The sequence below is a fragment of the Luteimonas soli genome (assembly GCF_042648865.1).
Classification (GTDB): Bacteria; Pseudomonadota; Gammaproteobacteria; order Xanthomonadales; family Xanthomonadaceae; genus Luteimonas; species Luteimonas soli.
Window position 1 is genome coordinate 45,930 of sequence record NZ_JBHRYA010000011.1, and the last position, 22,052, is coordinate 67,981.

Sequence of the window (22,052 nt, forward strand, 5' to 3'; positions counted from 1 at the left end):
CATGTAGGAGCGGCGGAAGCCGCGAGCTCTTCGTCGCTTTTTGCCGGATCGAAAAGCTCGCGGCTTCCGCCGCTCCTACGACAAACGGGTGGTGCGTTACTGCACCGTCACCCGCTTGCGGTTGTCGCCGGAGCTGCGGTCGACCAGCTTGTTGTACGGGTCGATGCCGGCCTCGTAGGGCTCCTCGTCCAGCACCAGCTCGATTGTGTTGTCGGTGCCGGTGATGTGGTGCTTCTGCAGGTACAGCACTTTCTCGTCGGACTCCTCGCCGCCGGGCGGGCGCGAGAACACGCCGATGTCGACGATCTCGTCCATCGGCTCCTCGGCCTCCTTGCCCTTGCCCTGGGCGACCAGCTTGGCCGAGTGCACCTTCAGGGTCAGCGCGTACTTGCCGTCGGGCCGCTTCTTCGCGGTCGCCTCGACCGCGCGGTTGTCGAAGAACACGATGCGTTCGAACATGTCGCGGATCAGCGGGTGGTACTTCTCGTCGGTGCCCGCGTACAGGTCGGCCAGGAAATCGCGCGTGGTCGGGTAGGGCGGGCCCTTGAACGCCCACTTGTCGAGGAAGCCGGCCAGGATGCGGTTGAACGCTTCCTCCCCGATCGCGTCCTTGAGCGCGTAGAACACCACCGAGCCCTTGTTGTAGTGGATGTACTGCTGGTTCTCGTTGAGCGCCAGCGGCAGTTCCTGCACGCGCTCGGTGGCACGGCTCATCAGGTAGGTGTCGAGTTCGTGGCGGAGGAACTTGCGCATCTTCTGCGGCCCGTACTCGTGCTCCATCACCATCAGCGCCGAGTACTGCGCCAGCGATTCGGACAGCATCGTCGCGCCCTGCACGTTGGCGCCCACCACCTGGTGCGCCCACCACTGGTGCGCGACCTCGTGCGCGGTCACGTAGAACACGTAGTCGATGTCGTCCTTGTCGCGCAGGTCGGCGATGAATCCGATCGATTCGGAGTAGGGCACGGTGCCGGCGAAGGCCTGGGCGAAACTGGCGTAGCTGGGGAACTCCAGGATGCGCAGCTGGCGGAACTGGTAGGGCGAGAACTCGCGCGTGTAGTAGTCCAGCGACTTCTTCGCCGACTGGATCATGCGGTCGACGTTGTAAGGGTGCTTGGCGTCGTAATAGACCTCGAGCGCCACGTCGTTCCAGCGGTCGCGCTTGACCTGCCAGTCGGCCGACAGCCAGGAGAAAAACGGCAGCAGCTTTGCTTCGGACTTGTACTCGAAGTAGTTGCGGCCGTCCTTCGTCCACTTGCGCTGCAGGTAGCCAGGCGCGAGCGCGATCTGCCCGGATGACGTCGAGACCGTGGTCTGGAAGTTCACCCAGTCCGCGTTGCCGGAGATGTAGTTGTTGTTCCACTCGTTGCGGTCGTCGATCGGCGGCATCCGCGGCTGCTCGGGCAGGTCGTACTTCCTGCGGTCGTTGCTGTCCTGCAGTTGCCGGCGCGCGTCGTAGCCGATCTGCGGGAGCGCGGCGAAGTTGTTGAAGAAGGTGCCGTTGTAGACCACCGCGGTGTCGCCGCCGTTGAGCGGAAAGCCGTGCGGACGGGACGTGTAGCCGAACTCCAGGTCCATCGCGGCGCCAGGTGCCAGCGGCGTGTCCAGCCGGTAGATGCGGTAGCCGGAGACGGGATCGGATTCGACCAGCGTGTGGGCGGGGAAGTCGAGCCGGATGTCGTCCAGGTCCGGGCTGATGGTGACATGCAGTTCGGCGATGGGCTCCGCGGTCCGATTGACCATGCGGTAGCTGCCGCTGATCGTCACGCTGCGCGCCTCGGGGAAGATGTCCACGTCGGCGCGGATGTCGGTGATGCGCGGCTGCGGCAGGTCGCGGTACTTGCCGTAGGCCTTCTCGTAGTCGGCCTGGCGCTGCTTGGCCAGGTCGCCGGGTACGTACTCGTTGAGCACGTTGGTGTTGTAGTAGATCCAGCCGCCCGCACCGACGAAGGCCAGCAGGGCAATCACCAGCGTCGCGCGCAGCGGCGTGCTGCGCAGGCGCAGCTTCGCGGTCTTGAGCCGGTCCTTCCAGCCCAGCGAAGTGCCGCGCGGCCACATCGCTGTCGCCACGCCCAGCAGCAACACGGCGAACGCGCCCCAGTACGCGCGCGACCACAGCCACGGACCGATGAAATGGCCGTAACCGTTCATGTCCGAGTACGGCGTCCGCACTGCGGCGCCGTAGTTGTAGAGGAGGTGGTCGAAGTCGTACATGCGGATGACCACGCGCACGACCAGGTAGGCGATCATCAGCACGTAGCCGACGAACATGTTGCCGGTGACGACCTGGAAGAACACCGCCAGCGCTGCCATCAGCACGAACGAAGCCAGCTGGATGCCCAGGCCCTTTGCGTACAGCATCGGCTCGATGTTGGTGTAGCCGTCGACCAGCTGGTAGCAGACTGTGAACAGCGCGCAGGCGAGCAACACCACCGCGACCAGGCCCGAAAGCGCGGTCATCTTCGCCGCCAGCGGCACCCAGTCCGGCGCGGCGTAGGCGTCGGTGGCCTCGGCCACGCGCATGCTGCGCTCGCGCCACACCATCTCGCCGGCGTAGAAGGTGATGATGATGATCAGGAACAGGCTCATGCCGCCACCGATCATGTCGAGCATCTGCGCGGTGACCGGCAGGGTCTTGGTGCCGTAGATCAGGCCGCTGAACTTGATGACGGTGAAGGTCAGCAGCAGTCCCAGCACCACCATCACGATGAACGGCGCGCCGCGCAGCGTGTTGCGCAGGTCGAACCAGGACTGGTGCAGGTACTGGCGCCACTGCGCGCGCCAGTCGCTGCGCAGGGCGACCTGCGGCAGCGTCGATGCCGTGCCTGCGTCGTCGTCGGCGGCCTCGGCCGTCGCCTTGCGCCGGCGCAGCACGATGCCCTCGCGGTCGGCGCGGAACAGGCTGAACGCGGCCACCAGCATGACGAGCGAAATGCCCAGCCACAGCGCGCGGTTGCCCAGCAGCAGGCCGGTGAGTTCCGGCAGCTGGCTGTTGAACTGGGCGCTGGACCAGTAGCGGATGTGCTCGGCCACGGCGGTGCCGCCCGACGGGTCGACCAGGGCGCCGATCCAGCGGCTTTCGAGGTCGTTGGTGAACGAGCCGGACATCGTCCACAGCACGAAGAACACGATCACGCCCAGGTACGTGTAGAGCATCGACCGCGTCAGCGTCGCCAGCAGGAACATCAGCGACGACACGAACAGCAGGTTCGGCAGCACCAGCACGCCGAACGCCCAGGCGTAGGCCAGCCACGGCGTCGGCCCCAGGCGCGAGCTGTCCAGCCATGGCATCAGGCTGCCGACGTACAGGCCGATGGCCATCGCCAGCATGATCGCGAAGGTGGCGATCACGCCGCCGCCGAAGCGGCCCAGCAGGTAGTCGCGCTTCTTCATCGGCGTGGCGAAGAACAGCTCGGCGGTGCGCTGCTCAAAGTCGCGGATCGCGATGCCGGCGACGAAGATCGTCGCCAGCAGCACGCTGATCACGCTGAACGAGCCGAGGATCGAGATGACCACTGCAGGCGCATTGCGCATGATGTTGCCGACGCCGCCGCCGATGCTGACGTCGTCGGAGGCCATGGTGCCGAAGCCCATCAGCGCGTAGACCGCGACGACGATCCAGAACACGCCGTTCTTCAGCAGCTGGCCCAGCTCGAATCCCAGCAGGTGGCGCAGCATGGTCAGGCCGCCTTCGCGGTGGCGGCGTCGCTGGCCGCGGCACGCCGCAGCTCGCCGAAGTACACGTCCTCCAGGTCGGGCGGCACGGCAGTGAAGCCTTCACCCGGATTGCCGTCGCTGAGCACGTGGATCACCGGCTGGCCGGCGACCAGGCGCGACGACAGCACGCTGTGCGCGGCGAAATGCTCGTCGAGCGCGGCCTTGTCGACGGTCTTCTTCCACACCCGGCCGTCGAGCGAGGCGATCGCCTCGCGCGGCTCGCCGGTCAGGCGCAGTTCGCCCTGGGCGATGATCGCCATGCGCGGGCACAGGTCGGTGACGTCCTCGACGATGTGCGTGGACAGGATCACCACAACCTGCTCGCCGACCTCGGCCAGCAGGTTGAGGAAGCGGTTGCGTTCCTGCGGGTCCAGGCCCGCGGTGGGTTCGTCGACGATGATCAGCTGCGGCTGCCCGATCAGCGCCTGGGCGATGCCGAAGCGCTGGCGCATGCCGCCCGAGAACGTGCCGAGCTTGCGGTGCCGCACCGGCCACAGGTTGACCTGCTGCAGCAGCGCCTTCACCAGATCCTTGCGCTGCCTGCCGTCGACCACGCCCTTGAGGATCGCGAAGTGGTCCAGCATCGCCATCGCCGAAACCTTGGGATACACGCCGAATTCCTGCGGTAGGTAGCCCAGCCGCCGCCGCGCCTCGGTCTTGTCGGCCAGCACGTCCAGGTCGCCCAGGTGCACGCTGCCCGAATCGGCATCCTGCAAGGTGGCGATGGTGCGCATCAGCGTGGACTTGCCGGCGCCGTTGGGCCCGAGCAGGCCGAACATGCCGGTCGGGATGTCGAGGCTGATGCCCTTCAGGGCCTGCACGCCGTTGGCGTAGGTCTTGGACAGATCTCGGATCTTGAGCATGGATGGCGGGTCCCCGGAAGCAGCGGACATCCTAAACGCTGCGCGCGACGTTTGCCGCGCGGCGAAAGTCATGGACGCGATCGCTGCACTTTCCTGCCGTCATCCCCGCGCAGGCGGGGATCCATGCCGGAGATCTTCACGACGACGGCACTGCTGGCCCGGGACCCTGCGGGATTGCAGGCTCTGGTCACGGTTTCGTGTATCCGGGCATGGATTCCCGCCTGCGCGGGAATGACGGACAGAAACCCGCGACTTCTACTGGCCTCAGCCCTTCTGCTTCCCGGCGATCCAGCGATCGATCTTGCCTTCGAGGATCTGCAGTGGCACGGCGCCGTCCTTGAGCACCTCGGCGTGGAATTCGCGCACGTCGAACTTCGGCCCCAGCGCCTTCTCCGCCTTCGCGCGCAGGGACTGGATCTTCAGTGCGCCGATCTTGTAGGCCAGCGCCTGGCCGGGCCAGGCGATGTAGCGTTCGGCTTCGGCGGTCGCCTGGGTTTCGCTTTCGGCGGAATTCTCGAGCATGTACTTGATGACCTGCTCGCGGGTCCAGTCCTTGCTGTGCAGGCCGGTATCGGTGACCAGGCGGATCGCGCGCCACAGTTCGTTCTGCAGGTAGCCGAAGTAGTCGTACGGCGTCTCGTACACGCCCAGCGACTTGCCCAGCGACTCAGCGTACAGGCCCCAGCCTTCGATGAAGGCGGTCTCGCCGCCGAAGCGGCGGAATTTCGGCAGCCCGGTCAGTTCCTGCTGCAGCGCGAGCTGGAAGTGGTGGCCGGGGATCGCTTCATGCAGGAACAGGTCTTCCGCATCCCAGGTCTTGCGCGTGGGCAGGTCGTAGGTGTTGACGTAGAAGATGCCCGGGCGCGAACCATCCTCGCTGGGCGACATGTAGCTGCCACCGGCGGCGGACTTGGCGCGGAACGGTTCCACCGGGCGGATTTCGAACGGCGCCTTGGGCACCAGCGAGAACTGCTCGGGGATGCGCTTGTTGATGCGGTCCTCCAGCGAGCGGTAGTACGTGAGCAGCGCGTCCTCGCTTTCGAAGCTGAACTTCGGGTCGGTCTTCATGAACTCGAAGAACTCCTGCAGCGTGCCTTCGAAGCCGACCTCGGCCATCACCTTGCGGATCTCGCCGTGGATGCGCGCGACTTCGTCCAGGCCCAGCTGGTGGATTTCGGCGGGCGTCATGTCGGTGGTGGTCGACTGGTGCGCGTTGAAGGCGTACCACTGCGCACCGTCGGGCAGCTTGTCCAGGCCCACGCTGTCGCGCGTGGCGGGCAGGTATTCGTCGGCGATGAAGTCGCGCAGCTTGCGGAACGAAGGCACGATGCGCTCGCCGATCATCTCGCGGTAGGCCGCGGTCAGGCGCGCCTTGTCGGCGTCGCTGAAATCGGCCGGCATCGACTTGATCGGCCCCCACAACAGCGTGTCCCCGGGCTTGTCCTTGATCAGCGCGTCGAGCTGCGGCACCACCTTTTCCATCAGCGCGCGCGGCTGCACCACGCCGGCCTTCATGCCCTGGCGCATGTTGTCGATCGCGCTGTCGAACAGCACCGGCAGGCGGTTGCCGCGCGCCAGCCAGTTGTCGTAGTCCTGCACCGTCTTGAACGGCTGCGCGCCGGTGCCCGAGCCGAGCATGATCGCGTAGCTGGCGATGCTGCCCATCTGGTTGACCGGCATCATCCAGCCCGGGTACTTCTCCGATTCGAGTTCGTCCTTCGCGTCGCGCACGAAGATCTCGTAGCTCAGCAGGTCCTGCCCGGAGAGGCCCTCGCTGCCGACCGACTCGATCTTCTGCAGCCACTTCGTGGTGAAGTCGTGCGACTTCGCACGGAACTGCGCGCTGTAGAAGTCGGGCAGCTGGTCGTTGTAGCGGTTGTCGCCCTGGAACGTCGCCTGCAGCGGGTTGAGCTTGAGCAATTCTTCCCAGTACTGTTCGTACAGGGCGTCGAGCCTGGCGGCCTTGTCGCTGGCGGGCGCCGTGGCGGTCGTGGCTTCCTGCGCGAAGGCGGGCGACGGGATGGCGAGCGCCCCGGTGAGCGTGGCGGCGATGGCGAGGCTGAGCAGCAGCGGTCGGGCGGTCATGGGGTTCCCCGGAGCGGTGGCAAACTCCGACTCTCACCCGATGACCCGGCCACGGCATGGGCCAAAGGTCATCGAATCTCCGCAGGAATAGCCAACCCCCTGCAGGAGCGGCTTCGGCCGCGAGCTCTTGCCGCCGCTCCCGCGCAAGTCCATGGACCTGCGCCTGCGCGCCGTACGCAGGGTCAGCCAGCGGCCGCGTGCGCCTGCAGCTCGGCCGCGCGGGCGTCGCCGAGGTAGCGGCGGATGCCCGCGCGCGCCAGGTACAGCAGCGGGATCAGCGCGACCGCCGCCAGCATCTTGTAGATGTAGTTGAGCGTGCCGACCGCGAAGAACAGCGACAGCTCCCAGTGCTGCGGCCCGAGCACGAACGCGATGTACAGCACCACGAAACTGTCGATCAGCTGCGATACGGCAGTCGAACCGGTCGCCCGCAACCACGCATGGCGATCGCCGGTGCGGCGGCGGATGCGGTGGTAGACGCTCACGTCGATCAGCTGGCCGAGCATGAAGGCGACCAGCGAGCCCCAGATCGTCCACAGCCCCTGCCCGAACACCGCTGCGAACGCAGCCTGGTAATCCGGTACGCCCTGGTCGGCCGCGATGCCCGTCCACCACGCCGCCGGCGCCAGGTGGATGGCGATGAACGCGAACGCGAAGCCGTACACGATCAGCGCCGCCGCCAGCCAGCTGATGAAGCGCACGCCGCTGCGGCCGAAGTACTCGTTGATCGTGTCGGTCATGATGAACACGATCGGCCACAGCAGCGTGCCGGCGGTGAAGCTGAGCGAGCCGCTCTGGCCGAACAGGTTCCACTCCAGCGGCGCGATGCCGAGCGTGTCCTCGAGCGCGAAGATCTTGACGCCGATGAACTCGGCCAGCACCGCGTTGACGCAGAAGAACGCGGCCAGCGCGATGAACAGCCGGGTGGTGCGGTCGTCGATCAGGCGGTTCATGCGATGACAGAGGGCGCGGTCACGGCAGTTCGCGCCCTGCGTTGTCGTGTGCCTGCGCGGCACCCGGCACCGCGAACGGGATCGAGTCGGGCGACACCGCGCCGCCGGAGATGATGAAGCTCATCGCCTGGTCGACCGTCCAGTCGGTGGGCGTGATCTTCTCCACCGGCACGATCTCCAGGTAACCCGACGTCGGGTTCGGCGTGGTCGGCACGTATACCGCGGCGAGTTCGCGGCCGGTGCCATGTTCGCGGATTACGCGGGTGACGAAGCCGACCGATTTCATCTGGTCGTGCGGGAAGTCGATCAGCACCACGCGCTGGGTGCCGTCTGGCTTGGTCTGCAGGATGTCGAGCAGCTTGCGCGCGCTGCCGTAGATCGTGCTCGCAAGCGGCACGCGTGCGACCAGCGCTTCGAACCACGCCAGCAGCCGTTGCCCCACCACGCGCCGCGCCAGCCAGCCGACGAGCAGGATCACCAGCACCGTGGCGACCATGGCGATGGTGGTCTGCACCCACGCGTCGGCGAACCAGCCGAGCAGCCGCGGGTCGCTGGCGGCGATGCGGCGCGACAGCGGCAGCACCCAGGGCGCGCTCAGGTCGCTGAGCAGCACGAACACGAACTTCACCACCACCCAGGTCAGCCAGATCGGCAGCAGGGTGAGCAGGCCCGTGAGCAGGGTCTTCTTGAAGCCGTGGCGTGGCGGCGGCGCACCTTGCGTGGACATGTTCTACGACCGGATGGAGATGGCGCGATTCTACCGGCCGGCGCCATGCCCGGCAGCGTGCATCAGCGTGCGGCGCCGCCGTGCGGCAGGTCGCTGACCAGGCGGATGCCGACGTCGTCGTAGCCGCGCGTGGCATCGAGCGGGCGGGTGCCGGTCTCGCCGCGCCAGCTTGCCCCGCTGCCGATGCGACGGCTGCAGTTCCCGCTGCAGTCGCTGTTCCAGGCCGAGACCTGCCGCGCCGACTTCGCCGCCGGCAGCAGTTCCGCCTCGCGCGCATGCGGCAGGCGATAGGCATGGTCGCTGCGCTGGTCGAGCCAGCGGGCGTAGGCGTTGGCGTCTTCCCACGACACGCAGACGACGGGGTCGCTTCCGGACTGCTCGAACCCGGGCGACGTCCAGTCGCGCGGTGCCAGCACCCGCAGCAGCGACGCGCTTGCGCGGCAGCGCGCGGGTTCGCGGCCGGTGGCGTTGGCGAATCGTGCGTACTCGTCGCGGCTGACCGGGCGTTGCGATGCGGCGAACACGCTGCCGCCGTTGCGCACCAGCACCATGTCGCCGGGCAGCTTGTCGAGCGGTTCGCCGGGCGCCGGGATGTCGTTTGCGCGCGCGGACAGTTTCCCCAGGTCCGCGCGCGACAGGCCCAGGGTACGCGCCGCTTCCACGACCTGCTGCGCGCCCGCGCGGTCGAATGTCGCGGCGCTGGCGTCGATGCGCGCCTGCAGCGCCTGCGCCACGCGCCGGTGCAGTTTGTCGACGGCACCACCGTCGGCGCGCTGCGTGGCCTCGGCGACCTTCATCGCATCGCGCATGCGCGCGGCGGCGAGCTTGAACTCGTTGTCGCGGATGCCGCGCACGGCCGCGTCCGCGCTCGCATCGACGAACCTGTCCACGGCCGCGGGCAGGCCCAGGTAGCTGGCATCGCTGCGCTGCGCAGCGAGCAGGCTGTCGCGGGCGTTGCCGTCCGCGGGCGTGCCGAGGCGACCGCGCCGGATCTGCTCGTCGGCCTTCGTCACCCAGTGCTCGGCGTTCGAGACGGGTGCGGCGCGCAGCAGGGCGCTGGCGGGATCGCCGGCGACCGGCCGGCCGTTTGGATCAGGCGGTGCCGGCAAGGCGAACGTGGCCTCGTTCTCGGTCATGGCCACCACGTCGGGACTGGCGACGCGGAAATAGTCCTTGTCGCCGCCACCCTGGCGCAGGAACACGCCCACGCCCGCCGCCACCACCAGCGCCACGCCCAGCCACGCCCATACCGGCATCGTGCGCACCTTCGCGACCTGCTCGCGCAGCGCGGGCAGGGCCAGCATCTCGTGGGTGCCGCTGCGCTGCGGCACGCGCTCGAGCGCGGACAGCATGTGGGCCGCGTCGTGGTAGCGCTTGATCGGCCCCTTGGCCAGGGCACGGTCGATGAACCGCTGCCAGTGGCGCAGGCTCGGTGGCAGGCGCGGGATCGGGTCCTTGACGTGCATGATCGCCATCGACACCGCGTCGCCCGCGTCGTAGGGCAGCTTGCCGGTGAGCATCTCCCAGGCCAGCACGCCGATCGCGTACAGGTCGGTGCGGTGGTCGACCTCCTCGCCGCGGGCCTGTTCCGGCGCCATGTAGGCGGTGCTGCCCACGGCCATGCCGGTGGTGGTGACGCGGGTGCCGTAGCCGCGCCGCAGGGCGATGCCGAAGTCGGCCAGCAGTGGCCGGTCGGTTTCGTCGAACAGCACGTTCTCGGCCTTGACGTCGCGGTGGATGGTGCCGCGCGCGTGCGCGTAGCCCAGCGCGGACAGCAGCGCATGCAGTATCTCGCGGACCCGGGCCTGGTCCATGCCGCGGTTGCTGGCGTTGATGCGCTGGCCGAGGTGGCCGCGCGTGAGGTGCGGCATCGAATAGTAGGGAAGGCCGTCGCGCGTGCGGCCGACGTCATGGATGCCGACGATGTGCGGGTGTTCCAGCCGGGCGATGGTGCGCGCTTCGTTTTCGAACCGCCGCCGGCTGACCTCGTCGGCCAGCGCCTCGGGCAGCATCACCTTGATCGCGACCTGGCGCGACAGCGAAACCTGCTCGCCCAGGTACACCGTCGACATCCCGCCATGCCCGATCGCGCGCAGCAGCGTGTAACCGGTGATCTCCGGCAGCGATGCCTTTCCGCTCTCGTCAGACAGCGTGTCGCGCATGGTTCCCCCCGTGGCCGGCCAAGCATACGTCGTGTGCGCAGGTTGGGGATGAACGACGCTCGCGGTTCCGATAAGGTGATGCTGGAAGGATAGGGGGTGTCGATGCTCAGGTTCGCCCGGGTGGCCCTGCTGGTGCTGGCAGGCGGTTTGATCGTGGGGGCGCTGCTGTGGACGTGGTCACGCCTGCAACCGCCGACGCCGATGCAGCGCGATGCAATGGCGCTGCTGCAACCATCGCCGGAGCCGGAGGGGCGCAATGCGTTCGCCGCGCTCTGGCTGCTGGATCGCGATGTTCCCGACGCGCGGCTGCGGCAGGTCGCGACGGCCGACATGCAACGCATTCGCGCGGAACTGGCCCGGTCACCGGACGCGCGGCCGGGCAAGGGTGCGGCCCCGCAGTATCGCGACCTGCAGCCCAACGACGCCGACAAGGCGCTGTTCTGTCCCCTGCGCGGTGACTGCCTGCAGCAGGTGCGTACAGATCCCGACGGCTACGCGGCGTTGGTGGCGCGGCATCGGGTGCTGCTCGACCGGATCGCCGCGTTGTCCGGATACGACTTCTATCGAAGCCAGGTGCCGGCCGATGTCAGGGCACCGATGCCGATATTCTCGCTGGCGCCCCTGGGGATCACGCGTGCTGCGCAGGCGTACGCGTCGGGCGACGTCGACGCAGGCCTTGCCCGGGCATGCACGGGCGTGCGGACGTGGCGCGGGTTGGGTAGGAATGCCGATTCGCTGATCGTGAAGATGCTGGGCATCGGGCTGGCCACGGACGGCTATGGTCGCCTGCTGGCGCAGATGCTGGCCGAACTTCCCGCCGGTCATCCGCTGCCGCCCGCATGCGAAGCGGCGTTGGCGCCGGTGTCGGTGGATGAACTCTCCATCTGCGAGGCGATGCGAGGCGAGTATGCATCCAGTGCGGCGGCGATCGAAGCGGTCGAAAGCCCAAGTCGTGCCGGAACCCTGCAGGCCGCGTGGAACCAGCTGTTCTACGACCCGGAAAAGAGCAGGGCGTTGATCGCGGGGAACTTCGCGCTGGCGTGCAGCCGGGCGACCCGGGCGATGCTTGCCGCGGACGAGTCGTGGGACTGGTCGCAGGAGCATCGCCCGCTGTTGCGCATGGAATGTGTCGCCAATCTTGCCGGGTGCATCCTGGCCGACATCGCTACGCCAGCCTATGTCGCATATGGCCGGCGCGCGCAGGATTCGGGTGCGCGGCTGGACCTGCTGCGCGGCGTCGCATCTCTGCACGGTTTGGACGTCGATCCGTCCACACGCGAGGAGCGCCTGCGCCGGTTCTGGGCCGAAACGCGCAGCCGCAACCGCGAACTGCGCTTCGTCGATGGTGGAGAGGGTGTGGAACTTCGGCAGTTCGACGCGTCGCACCGGGCTTGGTGGAAGCTGCCGCTGCCGGCCGTGCGGCAGTCGCAAGACTGATCCTGCTCAGGCGGTTGCGTCGCGCGGTTTCTTGCGCCGCACGTAGACCTGCTTGCGCACCAGCGCGACCGTGTCGCCTTCAGCGTCGCTGATCGGTGTTTCGAACCAGCGCAGGTGCTTGTCGCCACCGGCGGTGGCGGCGCGGATTTGTTCCAGCACCGCGTCATCGAGCCGGAATTCCGCCGCCACCGTGCCGCGCCCGGGTTTGACGAACTCGATTTCCGCGGCCTTGTCCCAGACGATGTAGCCGTCGCCCAGCGCCTGCATCGTCATGATCATCCAGAACGGATCGGTCATCGCGAACAGGCTGCCGCCGAAGTGGGTGCCGACGAAGTTGCGGTTGTACCAGTGCTGCCGAAGCTCCACGCGCGCGTGGCGGTAGTCGTCGGAAACCGTGCGCACGCGGATGCCCGCGAACAGGAATGGCGGCCAGACGTTGAGTACGCGGCGGAGGGTGGAGGCGGAAACCTTGCGGGCCATGGTGATCCGTGCGGGATGACAGCTTCGTGCCAGGAATGCCGTAGGTCGGGGCTACGTCCCCGACATGCTTTTGGTATCCGGCGAAGAACCGTCGGGGGCGTAGCCCCGACCTGCGGGTCTATACCAGCAGCAGCGACGACATCTTGCGCCGGTAGCGGCCGACCAGGTCCTCGTCCTCGACCACGCGGAAGGCATCGATCAGCGCCTTCTTCGGCAGCGCGTCCTCGAAGTCGCGATTGCGGCGCAGCATTTCGAGGAATTGTTCGAACCCGGCCTCGGCGTCGCCGCTGACGATGTGGTGCACGCCGAGCAGGTGGCGGGCCTTGAGGTCGTCCGGGTTGGAGGCGATGGCGGCTTCCAGTGCCTGCGGCGGCGGGGCGTCCTGGAGCACGGCCGCGAAGCCCAGCCGCGCCCGCGCACGGATCGTGCGGTCGTCGGTGGCGAGGTTGGCGGGCAGGGCGTCGATCAGCTTCCCGGCCTCGGCGGCGGCGCCCGTCTGCAGCAGGGCCAGGGCGAGGTCGAGCCTGAGTTCGTCCTTGCCAGGCTCGGCCTCGATCGCCTTGCGCAGGCGCAGCACCTCGGCGTGCGGGTCGGCGGGCGGCGCGGGTTGTTCGGGCGCGGCTTCGTCGGCCGCCGCGGCCTCGGCGGGCGCGACGCCGTGGTGGGTCAGGAACTCGCGCACCTGGCCCTCGGGCAGCGCGCCCTGGAAGCCGTCGACGATCTGCCCGTCCTTGACCAGGAACACGGTCGGGATCGAGCGGATCTGGAACGCGCCGGCGATCTGCGGCTCGGCCTCGGTGTCGACCTTGGCCAGCTCGAAGGCGCCGTTGAACTCGGCGGCCAGCTTTTCGAGGATCGGGCCCAGCGCCTTGCACGGCCCGCACCATTCGGCCCAGAAGTCGACCAGGACCGGTGTCTGCAGGGATTTCTGCAGCACTTCGGCCTCGAAAGTGGCGGTGGTGGCGTCGAAGACGTGGGGGCGGGTGGCGTGGGGTGCCGATTCGAGGGACATGCAGGGGGTTCCGTAGCGCGTTCAGCGGGAGATTGTGCCAGCTGGCCCTGTTTCCAACAGGATGTCAAAAATACTTGACATCGGGCAAAGCAAATGTAATGTGTAGCTTACATTTTGTACGGAAGATCCGACATGGAAATCAGGTACAGCTCCGCAAAGTTCGCCGCCGGCCTGGTTGCCGTGCTGGTCGGGCTCTGGTTCGTGTTCTGGGAGCCCGGTCCGCTCGACGAATCGCCGCTGTACGCGATCGGGCCGCTGCTGCTGGCGGCCGGCAGCGTGGTCGCCGCGATCCAGTTTTCGGTACGCCCGCGGACCGGCTTCGAGGGAATGGCCGCGCCAGCGGAGGTCGATGCCTGGCTGGCCCTGGTCTATACCGGCGTGCTGATCGCCTGGCTGCTGTCCAATGCTTCCGCGTTCACGGTGTCCTGGATGGGGAACAAGGCGACGAGCGTTACGCTGCTGGAGATCGTGGTGGCCTACGTGGTCATTACGACGGTGCTGCGCGGGCGCCGCGGCGAGGCTGTGCAGGAGGACGAGCGTGATCGCGCGATCAGGCGCAGTGCCGCCAAGTGGGGGCGCCACGCGCTGATCGCCTGCGTCGTCGTACTGATGGTCGCCCTGGGCATGTCGCCGGCGCACAAGCTGGCGTGGGCGAACCCGCCAACGGTGGCCTTGCTGCTGTTCCTGGGCCTGCTGCTGGGCTGGCTGTTCGAGAACGCGGCCACCATCGTCTACTACTGGCGCGACCGGCGGTGAGCGGAACGCCGATCGCCAACGAGATCCGCCGCCTGCGCTTCGAGCACGGCGAGATGACCCAGGAGGCGCTGGCACAGGCCTGCGGCGTGACCCGGCAGACGATCATCGCGCTGGAAGCGGGGCGGTACGCGCCGTCGCTGGAGCTGGCGTTCCGGATCGCGCGGGCGTTCGGGGTCGGGGTGGAAGAGGTGTTCCGGTGGGAGTCGAAATGAGGCGGTTGGCGATGCTCGCTGCGATCGCGGCGGCGGTCCTGTTCGGTGCTGCGGTCGCCGGTCTTGGTGCGGCGCTCGATGGTTATTCGCAAGTGACGCACCCGGTCGGGCTGCTGGGCGCGCGCGGGCTGCCGCATGCGTTGGCGTTCAACGTGCTGGGCTTCGTGCTGCCGGGCGTGCTGGCGGCATTCGTCGCGTGGCGCCTGCGCGTGACGATGGGCGATGCCGCGCCGTGGGCCGCGCGCATCGGTGCGTGGCTGGCGCTGCTGTCGGCGCTGGCATTCACCGCGCAGGGGTTGTTGCCGCTGGACCCGAGCGACCTGGAGTCCGATGCCAGCCGCCTGCACGCGACCATGTGGACGCTGTGGTGGGTGGCTTTGCTGCCGGCGGCGGTGCTGCTGGCGATCGGATCGCGTGCGCGCGGACCGTGGCGCTTGCTGACCGCGGCGAGCGCCGTGCTGGCGGTCGTCATCATGCTGCTGGCGATGCTGCCGCTGGACTTGCTGGCGCCGGCGGTGGCGCAGCGCGTGGTGTTCGCGGCGTGGCTGGCGTGGGTGGTCGTCGTGGGGTGGGAGGCGAGTGCCCGCCCGTAGGTCGGGGCTACGCCCCCGACCTACGGCTCCGCGAGGAGCGTTGCGATCTCGGCGCCCAGGCGCAGGTCGTCGACGAGGCCAAAACGCTGCCTTCGCAACCGGCCCTGGTGGTCGATCAGCATCAGCGTCGGCGTGCCCTGCATGGCGTAGGCCTGCATGGTCAGCGGAAGCGGGTGCGTAGCCGGGTCGTCGTCGCGATGGGAGTCGACGCCAACCGGATAGCCGATGCGGTTCTCGTGCAGGTACACCTGCAGCGCGTCCGGACCCATCACCGCGTGGTGTTCGAACACCGTGTGCAGGCCGACGACGGCCAGGTCCGTGGACGCGAATGCGGCGGCCACCTTCAGGCTCTGCGGTACGGCGTGCTGCACGCAGGCCGGGCACAGCATCTGGAAGGCGTGCAGGAACACCACCCGCCCGCGCAGGGATTGCAGCGACGGCGCGCCATCGGCGTTGAACCAGCGTGACACCGTCCACTCCGGCGCCGGCGGCAGCGATGCCCCGGCCATCGGTGGCTCGCTCGCGGGTTGACTCATGCGCTTTCTCCCGAGGGCACACGCATCATATTGCGGCCCGATGGCGGCAATTTGTGCACTGCGGTAGGCTTGCGAGCCGCCCCTGAAACCGCCCGCCGTGTCCACCGACCCCGCCGCCTACGACCCCCGAGCCGTCGAATCCGCCGCCCAGGGCTTCTGGAACGACACCCGCGCGTTCGAGGTGGGGGGACAGTCGCCGAAGCCGAAGTACTACTGCCTGTCGATGCTGCCGTATCCGTCCGGCGCGCTGCACGTGGGCCACGTGCGCAACTACACGATCAGCGACGTCATCAGCCGCTACCAGCGCATGTGCGGCCACAACGTGCTGCAGCCGATGGGCTGGGACGCCTTCGGCCTGCCGGCCGAGAACGCCGCGATCAAGAATGCGACCGCGCCGGCGAAGTGGACCCGCGCCAACATCGAGCACATGCGCGCCCAGCTCAAGACCATGGGCTACGCGATCGACTGGTCGCGCGAGTTCGCCACCTGCGATCCCGACTACTACGTGCACGAGCAGCGCATGTTCGTGCGGCTGATGAAAAAGGGCCTGGCCTACCGCCGCAACTCGGTGGTGAACTGGGACCCGGTCGACAAGACCGTGCTGGCCAACGAGCAGGTGATCGACGGCCGCGGCTGGCGCACCGGCGCGCTGGTGGAGAAGCGCGAGATCCCGCAGTGGTTCCTGAAGATCACCGACTACGCGCAGGAGCTGCTCGACGGGCTGGACACGCTCGACGGCTGGCCGGATTCGGTCAAGACCATGCAGCGCAACTGGATCGGCCGCAGCGAAGGGCTGGAGATCCGCTTCGACGTCGACGGCGAGGACGAACCGGTCACCGTCTACACCACGCGCCCGGACACCCTGATGGGCGTGACCTTCCTGAGCATCGCCGGCGAGCATCCGCTGGCGGTCAAGGCCGCGCGCGACAACCCGGCGCTGGCGGCGTTCCTCGAAGAGCTGCGCCGCGGCGGCGTGTCCGAGGCCGAGCTGGAAGCGCAGGAAAAGCGCGGCATGGCGACCGGGCAGTGGGCGATCCACCCGGTCACCGGCGAAGACGTGCCGATCTACGTCGCCAACTTCGTGCTGATGAACTACGGCACCGGCGCGGTGATGGCGGTGCCGGCGCACGACCAGCGCGACTGGGAGTTCGCCAAGGCCTACGGGTTGCCGGTGCGGCCGGTGATCGTGCCCGACGGCGTGCGCGACGCGCTGCGCGAAGTGGGCCACGACGTCGAGGCCGATGCCGATCCGTTCCAGGCCGCGCTGTCGGGCGGAACGGTCGACGCCTTCGACACCGGCGCCGCCGTGTCGATGGTGCGCGATTATCTCGACGCGATCCAGCAGGAAGGCGCCTTTACCGGGCGCGGCACCCTGGTCAACTCGGGCGAGTACAGCGGCCTGGACTTCGACGCCTCGTTCGACGCGCTGGCCCGGCGTTTCGAGGCCGACGGCCGCGGCGCGCGCAAGGTCAACTTCCGCCTGCGCGACTGGGGCGTGAGCCGCCAGCGCTACTGGGGCTGCCCGATCCCCGTCATCTACTGCGAAAAGTGCGGCGCGCTGCCCGTGCCCGAGGAGCAGCTGCCGGTGTTGCTGCCCGAGGACGTGGCCGATGCGTTCTCGAACCCCGGCGTGGTGCATTCGCCGATCAAGTCCGACCCCGAGTGGCGCAAGGCGACCTGCCCGCAGTGCGGCGGCCCTGCCGAGCGCGAGACCGACACCTTCGACACTTTCATGGAGTCGAGCTGGTACTACGCGCGCTACACCTCGCCCGGTGCGAAGGACATGGTCGACGCGCGCGCCGACCACTGGCTGCCGGTCGACCAGTACATCGGCGGCGTCGAGCACGCGATCCTGCACCTGCTGTACTTCCGCTTCTACCACAAGCTCCTGCGCGACCAGGGCCTGGTGAAGAGCGACGAGCCGGCGACCAACCTGCTCACCCAGGGCATGGTGGTCGCCGAGACCTACTATCGTGAATCAGGCGACGGCCGCCGCGAATGGATCAACCCGGCCGACGTCGACGTGCAGCGCGACGAGCGCGGCCACGTCGCCGGAGCGATGCTGCGGGCCGACGGCAAGCCGGTGCACATCGGCGGCATCGAGAAGATGTCGAAGTCGAAGAACAACGGCGTCGACCCGCAGGCGATGGTCGACCGCTACGGCGCCGACACCGTGCGCCTGTTCTCGATGTTCGCCTCGCCGCCGACGCTGTCGCTGGAGTGGAACGAGGCCGGCGTGGAAGGCATGGCGCGCTTCCTGCGCCGCTTCTGGCGCGAGGTGCAGCAGCACGTCGCGCAGCCGGATCATCCGGAAGTCGACGCGAGCGCGCTCGACGCCGGGCAGAAGGCGCTGCGCCGCCAGCTGCATGAGACGATCCAGAAGGTCGGCGACGATTACGGCCGCCGCCACAGCTTCAACACAGCGATCGCCGCGCTGATGGAGCTGCTCAACCACGTGGCGAAGTTCAACGACATGTCCGACCAGGGCCGTGCCGTGCGCCACGAGGTGCTGCAGGCGATGGTGCTGCTGCTCAATCCGGTCACCCCGCACGTGTGCCATGCGCTGTGGCAGGCGCTCGGACACACGGAGACGCTGCTCGAGGACCAGCCGTTCCCGCAGGCAGACCCCGCCGCGCTGGTGCGCGACCTGGTGACCCTCGCCGTGCAGGTCAACGGCAAGCTGCGTGGCACGATCGAGGTCGCGCCCGACTGGCCGCGCGATGCGGTCGAGGCCGCCGCGCTGGCCGAGCCGCACGTGGCGAAGTTCATCGGCGACGGCCAGGTGCGCAAGGTGATCGTGGTGCCGGGCAAGATCGTGAATATCGTAGTTGTTGCCTGAACGGTGCCGACGTCCCGCTTGCCGGGCCATCCGGCGTCGTACAGACTTGCGCGCATGACCCGACTGATCGCGATCCTCGTCCTTGCGCTGGGCCTGACGGCCTGCGGTTTCCACCTGCGCAGCGCGCTCACCCTGCCGCCGGACCTCGGGCCGGTGCGCGTGGTCGCCAAGGATCCCTACAGTCCGCTGGCCGAATCGCTGTCCGTGGCGATGGAGCAGGCCGGTGCGACGCCGGCCGCGGAGGATGCGGCCGCGGACGTGGCCACGCTGCGCATCCATCTGGAGAAGTGGGGCTCGACGCCGATCAGCATCGACCAGTTCGGCCGTGCGCAGGAATACACACTGCGCTACGCGGTGGTGTTCAGCCTCGACAAGGCCGATGGCACCAACGTGGTGCCGCAGCAGACCGTGGAGCTGGCGCGCGACTACGTGTCGGTGCCGACGCGCTCGACCGGCACCGAGGGCGAACGCGAACTGCTTGCGCGCGAGATGCAGAAGGAAATGACCGCTTCGATCCTGCGCCGCATCGACGCCGCCTCGCGCGCGCCGCAGCCGATCGGGATGCCGGTCGCGCCGCCAGTCGATGAAGCCGTCCCGGCCGAACCGGCGCCCGACCCCGTTCCGGAACCGGCGGCCACGCCCTGAGCGGCGTGTCGCGCCGACGCCGCCCGTGAACCGCTCGTGGAACTGACGCCGGAAAGCCTGCTCGGACGGCTGCCGGGCGAGCCTCTGCGGCCGGTCTACATGATCACCGGGCCCGAGCCGCTGCTGGTGCTGGAGGCCGCCGACGCCGTGCGCGCCCGCGCCCGCGAGGAAGGCTGCGCCGAGCGCGAGGTCTTCGATGCCGACGGACGCGAATTCGACTGGGATCCGCTGCAGGCGACCTTCAACGCGCCCAGCCTGTTCTCGGCGAAGCGGTTGATCGAACTGCGCCTGCCCACCGCCCGGCCGGGCAAGGCGGGCGCGGAAGTGATCGCCGATTTCTGCGCGCAGCCGCCCGCGGACATCACGCTCCTGATCACCGGCGGGGAGTGGAGCAAGAAGCACGGCGGCAAGTGGAGCGAAGCCATCGCCCGCACCGGCTGCCTGGTCGTGGCCAGGCAGGTGAGGCCCGACCAGATGACCGGCTGGGTCGAGGCGCGCCTGCGCAAGCGCGGGGTCAAGGCCGACCGCGGCGCGGTGCAGCGGCTGGTCGAACGGGTCGAGGGCAACCTGCTGGCCGCCGCGCAGGAGATCGACAAGCTGGCGCTGCTCGCCGACGGCGAACCGATCGACGCGGCGCGGATGGAATCGCTGGTCGCCGACGCGGCGCGCTTCGACGTGTTCCGCATGCTCGACGCGGCGCTGAACGGGCAGGGCGCGCGTGCCTCGCGCATGCTCGCCGGGCTTCGCGCCGAGGGCGAGGTCATCCCCGCGCTGATGGGCATGGTGGTCAAGGAACTGTTGACGGTCGCCACGCTGGCGCGGGTGCAGGCGCGCGGCGGCAACATGGCCGCGGAGTTCAGGGCGCAGCGTGTGTGGGATTCGAAGCAGGCCACCTACCGCCGCGCGCTGCAGCGCCATGCCGCGCCGCACTGGGAGCGCTTCGTCGCCGAGGCCGGGCGCATCGACCGCATCGCCAAGGGCCGCGCGCCCGGCGACGCCTGGCAGGTGCTCGAGCGCCTGCTGCTGGTGGTGGCTGACGCGAAGGCGAGGCCGCTGGTGGAGCGGGGGCTGGCGGCTGGGGGCTAGGGGCTAGGGGCTGGGAAGGGCAACAGCGACACGCGCCGCTGCGGCTGTCGGCGGAGGTTGGCTCCACCCGGTCCGGACTTGGCGTTAGGCTGCCGCCATGCCCCCCAGCCCCCAGTCCCCAGCTCCCAGCCCCCTCTTCGTCCTGTACGGCGGCACCTTCGATCCGGTCCACGACGGCCACCTGGCCATCGCCCGCGCGGCACGCGACCTGCTGCAGGCAACCATCCGCCTGATGCCGGCCGCTGATCCGCCGCATCGCGCGCCGCCCGGCGCCACCGCAGGGCAGCGCGCCGAGATGCTCGACCTGGCCGTCGCGGGCGAACCGGGCCTGTGCGTGGACCGCCGCGAGCTGCGCCGCGAAGGTCGCAGCTACAGCATCGACACGCTGCTGGAACTGCGCGCGCAGATCGGCGGCGACGCGCCGGCCGCGCTGCTGGTCGGCGCCGACAGCTTCGTCGGCCTGCCGGACTGGCACCGCTGGCGCGAGCTCTTCGACCACGTCCATTTCGTCGTCGCGCAGCGCCCCGGAAGCCCGCTCGACCACGACCTGCGCCCCGAGCTGGCTGCCGCGCTGGCTGGCCGCTGGTGCACCTCGCCCGAGGCGCTGCGCGAGGTCCCGGCTGGCCGGGTATTGCGGCTGCAGCAGCCGCTGCACGACGAATCGGCCACCTCGATCCGCGCCCGGATCGCCGCCGGCGAGCCGTGGCGCGACCAGGTCCCCGCGGCCGTGGCCGATTACATCCAGTACCACCGGCTGTACCTGAACGGGGACGAGGGTCGCGGGCCGGACACGCCACCTCGCCTATAATCGACCGACGCACCGGACCCAGAGCCAAGCCCACTTGACCAATACCGCGCAAGTCATCAAGACCCGCCTTCCCGACCCGCCGCCTTCCGCGGACGCCCTGCTCGAAACCGTCCGCGCCGCGGTCACCGAACTCAAGGCCAACGATGTCGTCGAGATCGACGTCCGCGGCAAGACCAGCGTCTGCGACTTCATGGTCGTCGCCTCCGGCACCTCGAGCCGGCACGTCAAGGCGATCGCCGATGAAGTCGTGCGCTTCGCCAAGAAGCTCGACTGCCAGCCGCTGGGCGTCGAAGGCGAGCGCGAGGCCGAATGGGTGCTCGTCGACCTTGGCGACGTCGTCGTCCACGTCATGCTGCCGCGCGTGCGCGAGTTCTATGCGCTCGAGCGCCTGTGGACGGTCGGCGACCAGCCGCCGGCCGAACACGCGCTGGAAGCGGATGCGGACGAACGCGGCTGAGCCCTGCCGCGGGGCGGCGCAGCCGCGCGCGAACGACGCGGATCGCGGATGCCCGTCGACCGGACGCCACCGGGGCGCCGGGCCGCTGGCGTGAAGGCCCGCCTGATCGCCGTCGGTGAACGCGCCCCGCACTGGGTTGCCGAAGGCTACGCCGAGTACGAAAAACGCCTGTCGCACTGGTTGCCGCTGGAGCTGGTCGAGATCGCGCCGGGCCTGCGCGGCAAGCACCGCGACGCCGCGCGCGCCACGCAGGACGAAGGCGCGCGCGTGCTGGCGGCGCTGCCGAAGAACGCACAGGTGGTCGCGCTCGACGGGCGCGGGCGCCAGCATTCCTCCGAACAGCTTGCCGCGCGCATGGAGCACTGGCGCGGGCTGGGGCGCGACCTGGCGTTCCTTGTCGGTGGGCCGGAGGGACACGCCGCCGATGTCATCGCGCGTGCTGACGAGCAGTGGTCGCTCGGGCCGTTGACCCTGCCGCACATGCTGGTGCGCCTGGTCCTGGCCGAACAGCTCTACCGCGCCTGCGCGCTGCTGGCCAACCATCCCTACCACCGCGCATAGGGCGGTGCCCGCAGCGTCGGATGGCCTCGATTCGCTGCCGTACCGGCCAGCGCCGTAGGTCGGGGCTACGCCCCCGACGTGCTCTTCGCCGCAACCCGTAGGGCGGGTCTTGACCCGCCTGCT

General features: G+C 68.9%; 19 protein-coding genes. 10 read left to right on the top strand and 9 right to left on the bottom strand.

The window, feature by feature from the left end; all coding sequences use genetic code 11:
• Nucleotides 1-96: 96 nt before the first annotated feature.
• The 6 genes from ACFONC_RS14455 to ACFONC_RS14480 form a co-directional block, all read right to left on the bottom strand.
• Complete coding sequence (locus ACFONC_RS14455; RefSeq protein WP_386745236.1) at nucleotides 97-3,678, bottom strand: ABC transporter permease/M1 family aminopeptidase; 3,582 nt, start codon at nucleotides 3,676-3,678, stop codon at nucleotides 97-99.
• Between the two features lie 2 nt (nucleotides 3,679-3,680).
• Complete coding sequence (locus tag ACFONC_RS14460; RefSeq protein WP_386745238.1) at nucleotides 3,681-4,580, bottom strand: ABC transporter ATP-binding protein; 900 nt, start codon at nucleotides 4,578-4,580, stop codon at nucleotides 3,681-3,683.
• Nucleotides 4,581-4,844: 264 nt separating this feature from the next.
• Nucleotides 4,845-6,665: a DUF885 domain-containing protein gene (locus ACFONC_RS14465; RefSeq protein WP_386745240.1), complete on the bottom strand. Its 1,821-nt coding sequence runs from the start codon at nucleotides 6,663-6,665 to the stop codon at nucleotides 4,845-4,847.
• 182 nt (nucleotides 6,666-6,847) lie between these two features.
• Complete coding sequence (locus ACFONC_RS14470; protein WP_386745241.1) at nucleotides 6,848-7,618, bottom strand: queuosine precursor transporter; 771 nt, start codon at nucleotides 7,616-7,618, stop codon at nucleotides 6,848-6,850.
• A gap of 19 nt (nucleotides 7,619-7,637) precedes the next feature.
• Entirely contained in the window at nucleotides 7,638-8,345 is a 708-nt protein-coding gene (locus tag ACFONC_RS14475) for a DUF502 domain-containing protein (protein WP_386745243.1), read from the bottom strand.
• 62 nt (nucleotides 8,346-8,407) lie between these two features.
• Nucleotides 8,408-10,507, bottom strand: coding sequence for a protein kinase domain-containing protein (locus ACFONC_RS14480; protein ID WP_386745244.1), 2,100 nt, complete (start codon nucleotides 10,505-10,507; stop codon nucleotides 8,408-8,410).
• Between the two features lie 120 nt (nucleotides 10,508-10,627).
• On the opposite strand from ACFONC_RS14480, the gene ACFONC_RS14485 reads away from it, so the two are divergent.
• Nucleotides 10,628-11,944 (top strand): hypothetical protein, encoded by a 1,317-nt coding sequence (locus tag ACFONC_RS14485; RefSeq protein WP_386745246.1) that lies wholly within the window; start codon nucleotides 10,628-10,630, stop codon nucleotides 11,942-11,944.
• 6 nt (nucleotides 11,945-11,950) lie between these two features.
• Here ACFONC_RS14485 and ACFONC_RS14490 read toward each other — a convergent pair whose 3' ends face one another.
• Both ACFONC_RS14490 and trxA read right to left on the bottom strand, forming a co-directional pair.
• Nucleotides 11,951-12,424 (bottom strand): DUF4442 domain-containing protein, encoded by a 474-nt coding sequence (locus tag ACFONC_RS14490; RefSeq protein WP_386745248.1) that lies wholly within the window; start codon nucleotides 12,422-12,424, stop codon nucleotides 11,951-11,953.
• Nucleotides 12,425-12,542: 118 nt separating this feature from the next.
• Nucleotides 12,543-13,436 (bottom strand): thioredoxin, encoded by an 894-nt coding sequence (gene trxA / locus ACFONC_RS14495; protein WP_386745250.1) that lies wholly within the window; start codon nucleotides 13,434-13,436, stop codon nucleotides 12,543-12,545.
• A 132-nt stretch (nucleotides 13,437-13,568) separates the two neighbouring features.
• Between trxA and ACFONC_RS14500 the strand changes: the two genes are divergently transcribed.
• The 3 genes from ACFONC_RS14500 to ACFONC_RS14510 are packed head-to-tail and all read left to right on the top strand — an operon-like array spanning nucleotide 13,569 to nucleotide 14,997.
• Nucleotides 13,569-14,192 carry a hypothetical protein gene (locus ACFONC_RS14500; protein ID WP_386745252.1) on the top strand — a complete coding sequence of 208 codons (624 nt, stop codon included), beginning with the start codon at nucleotides 13,569-13,571 and terminating at the stop codon, nucleotides 14,190-14,192.
• The gene (locus ACFONC_RS14505) at nucleotides 14,189-14,404 is read left to right on the top strand and encodes a helix-turn-helix transcriptional regulator (protein WP_386745254.1); all 216 of its coding nucleotides are present in this window, start codon (nucleotides 14,189-14,191) and stop codon (nucleotides 14,402-14,404) included. The genes ACFONC_RS14500 and ACFONC_RS14505 overlap by 4 nt, the downstream gene beginning before the upstream one ends.
• Before the next feature lie 11 nt (nucleotides 14,405-14,415).
• On the top strand, nucleotides 14,416-14,997 hold the full coding sequence (locus ACFONC_RS14510) for a DUF998 domain-containing protein (protein ID WP_386745256.1): 582 nt from the start codon (nucleotides 14,416-14,418) through the stop codon (nucleotides 14,995-14,997).
• A 20-nt stretch (nucleotides 14,998-15,017) separates the two neighbouring features.
• On the opposite strand, the gene ACFONC_RS14515 is transcribed toward ACFONC_RS14510, so the two are convergent.
• Nucleotides 15,018-15,533 (bottom strand): TlpA family protein disulfide reductase, encoded by a 516-nt coding sequence (locus ACFONC_RS14515; protein WP_386745258.1) that lies wholly within the window; start codon nucleotides 15,531-15,533, stop codon nucleotides 15,018-15,020.
• A 97-nt stretch (nucleotides 15,534-15,630) separates the two neighbouring features.
• Between ACFONC_RS14515 and leuS the strand changes: the two genes are divergently transcribed.
• From leuS to rlmH, 6 genes are all read left to right on the top strand, one after another.
• The gene (gene leuS / locus ACFONC_RS14520; protein WP_386745260.1) at nucleotides 15,631-18,372 is read left to right on the top strand and encodes a leucine--tRNA ligase; all 2,742 of its coding nucleotides are present in this window, start codon (nucleotides 15,631-15,633) and stop codon (nucleotides 18,370-18,372) included.
• Between the two features lie 54 nt (nucleotides 18,373-18,426).
• Nucleotides 18,427-19,017 carry an LPS-assembly lipoprotein LptE gene (locus tag ACFONC_RS14525; protein ID WP_386745262.1) on the top strand — a complete coding sequence of 197 codons (591 nt, stop codon included), beginning with the start codon at nucleotides 18,427-18,429 and terminating at the stop codon, nucleotides 19,015-19,017.
• 36 nt (nucleotides 19,018-19,053) lie between these two features.
• On the top strand, nucleotides 19,054-20,103 hold the full coding sequence (holA, locus tag ACFONC_RS14530; RefSeq protein WP_386745264.1) for a DNA polymerase III subunit delta: 1,050 nt from the start codon (nucleotides 19,054-19,056) through the stop codon (nucleotides 20,101-20,103).
• 97 nt (nucleotides 20,104-20,200) lie between these two features.
• Entirely contained in the window at nucleotides 20,201-20,911 is a 711-nt protein-coding gene (nadD, locus tag ACFONC_RS14535) for a nicotinate-nucleotide adenylyltransferase (RefSeq protein ID WP_386745266.1), read from the top strand.
• 34 nt (nucleotides 20,912-20,945) lie between these two features.
• Nucleotides 20,946-21,368, top strand: coding sequence for a ribosome silencing factor (gene rsfS / locus ACFONC_RS14540; RefSeq protein WP_386745269.1), 423 nt, complete (start codon nucleotides 20,946-20,948; stop codon nucleotides 21,366-21,368).
• A gap of 90 nt (nucleotides 21,369-21,458) precedes the next feature.
• Nucleotides 21,459-21,929 carry a 23S rRNA (pseudouridine(1915)-N(3))-methyltransferase RlmH gene (rlmH, locus tag ACFONC_RS14545; RefSeq protein WP_386745284.1) on the top strand — a complete coding sequence of 157 codons (471 nt, stop codon included), beginning with the start codon at nucleotides 21,459-21,461 and terminating at the stop codon, nucleotides 21,927-21,929.
• Nucleotides 21,930-22,052 lie beyond the last annotated feature (123 nt).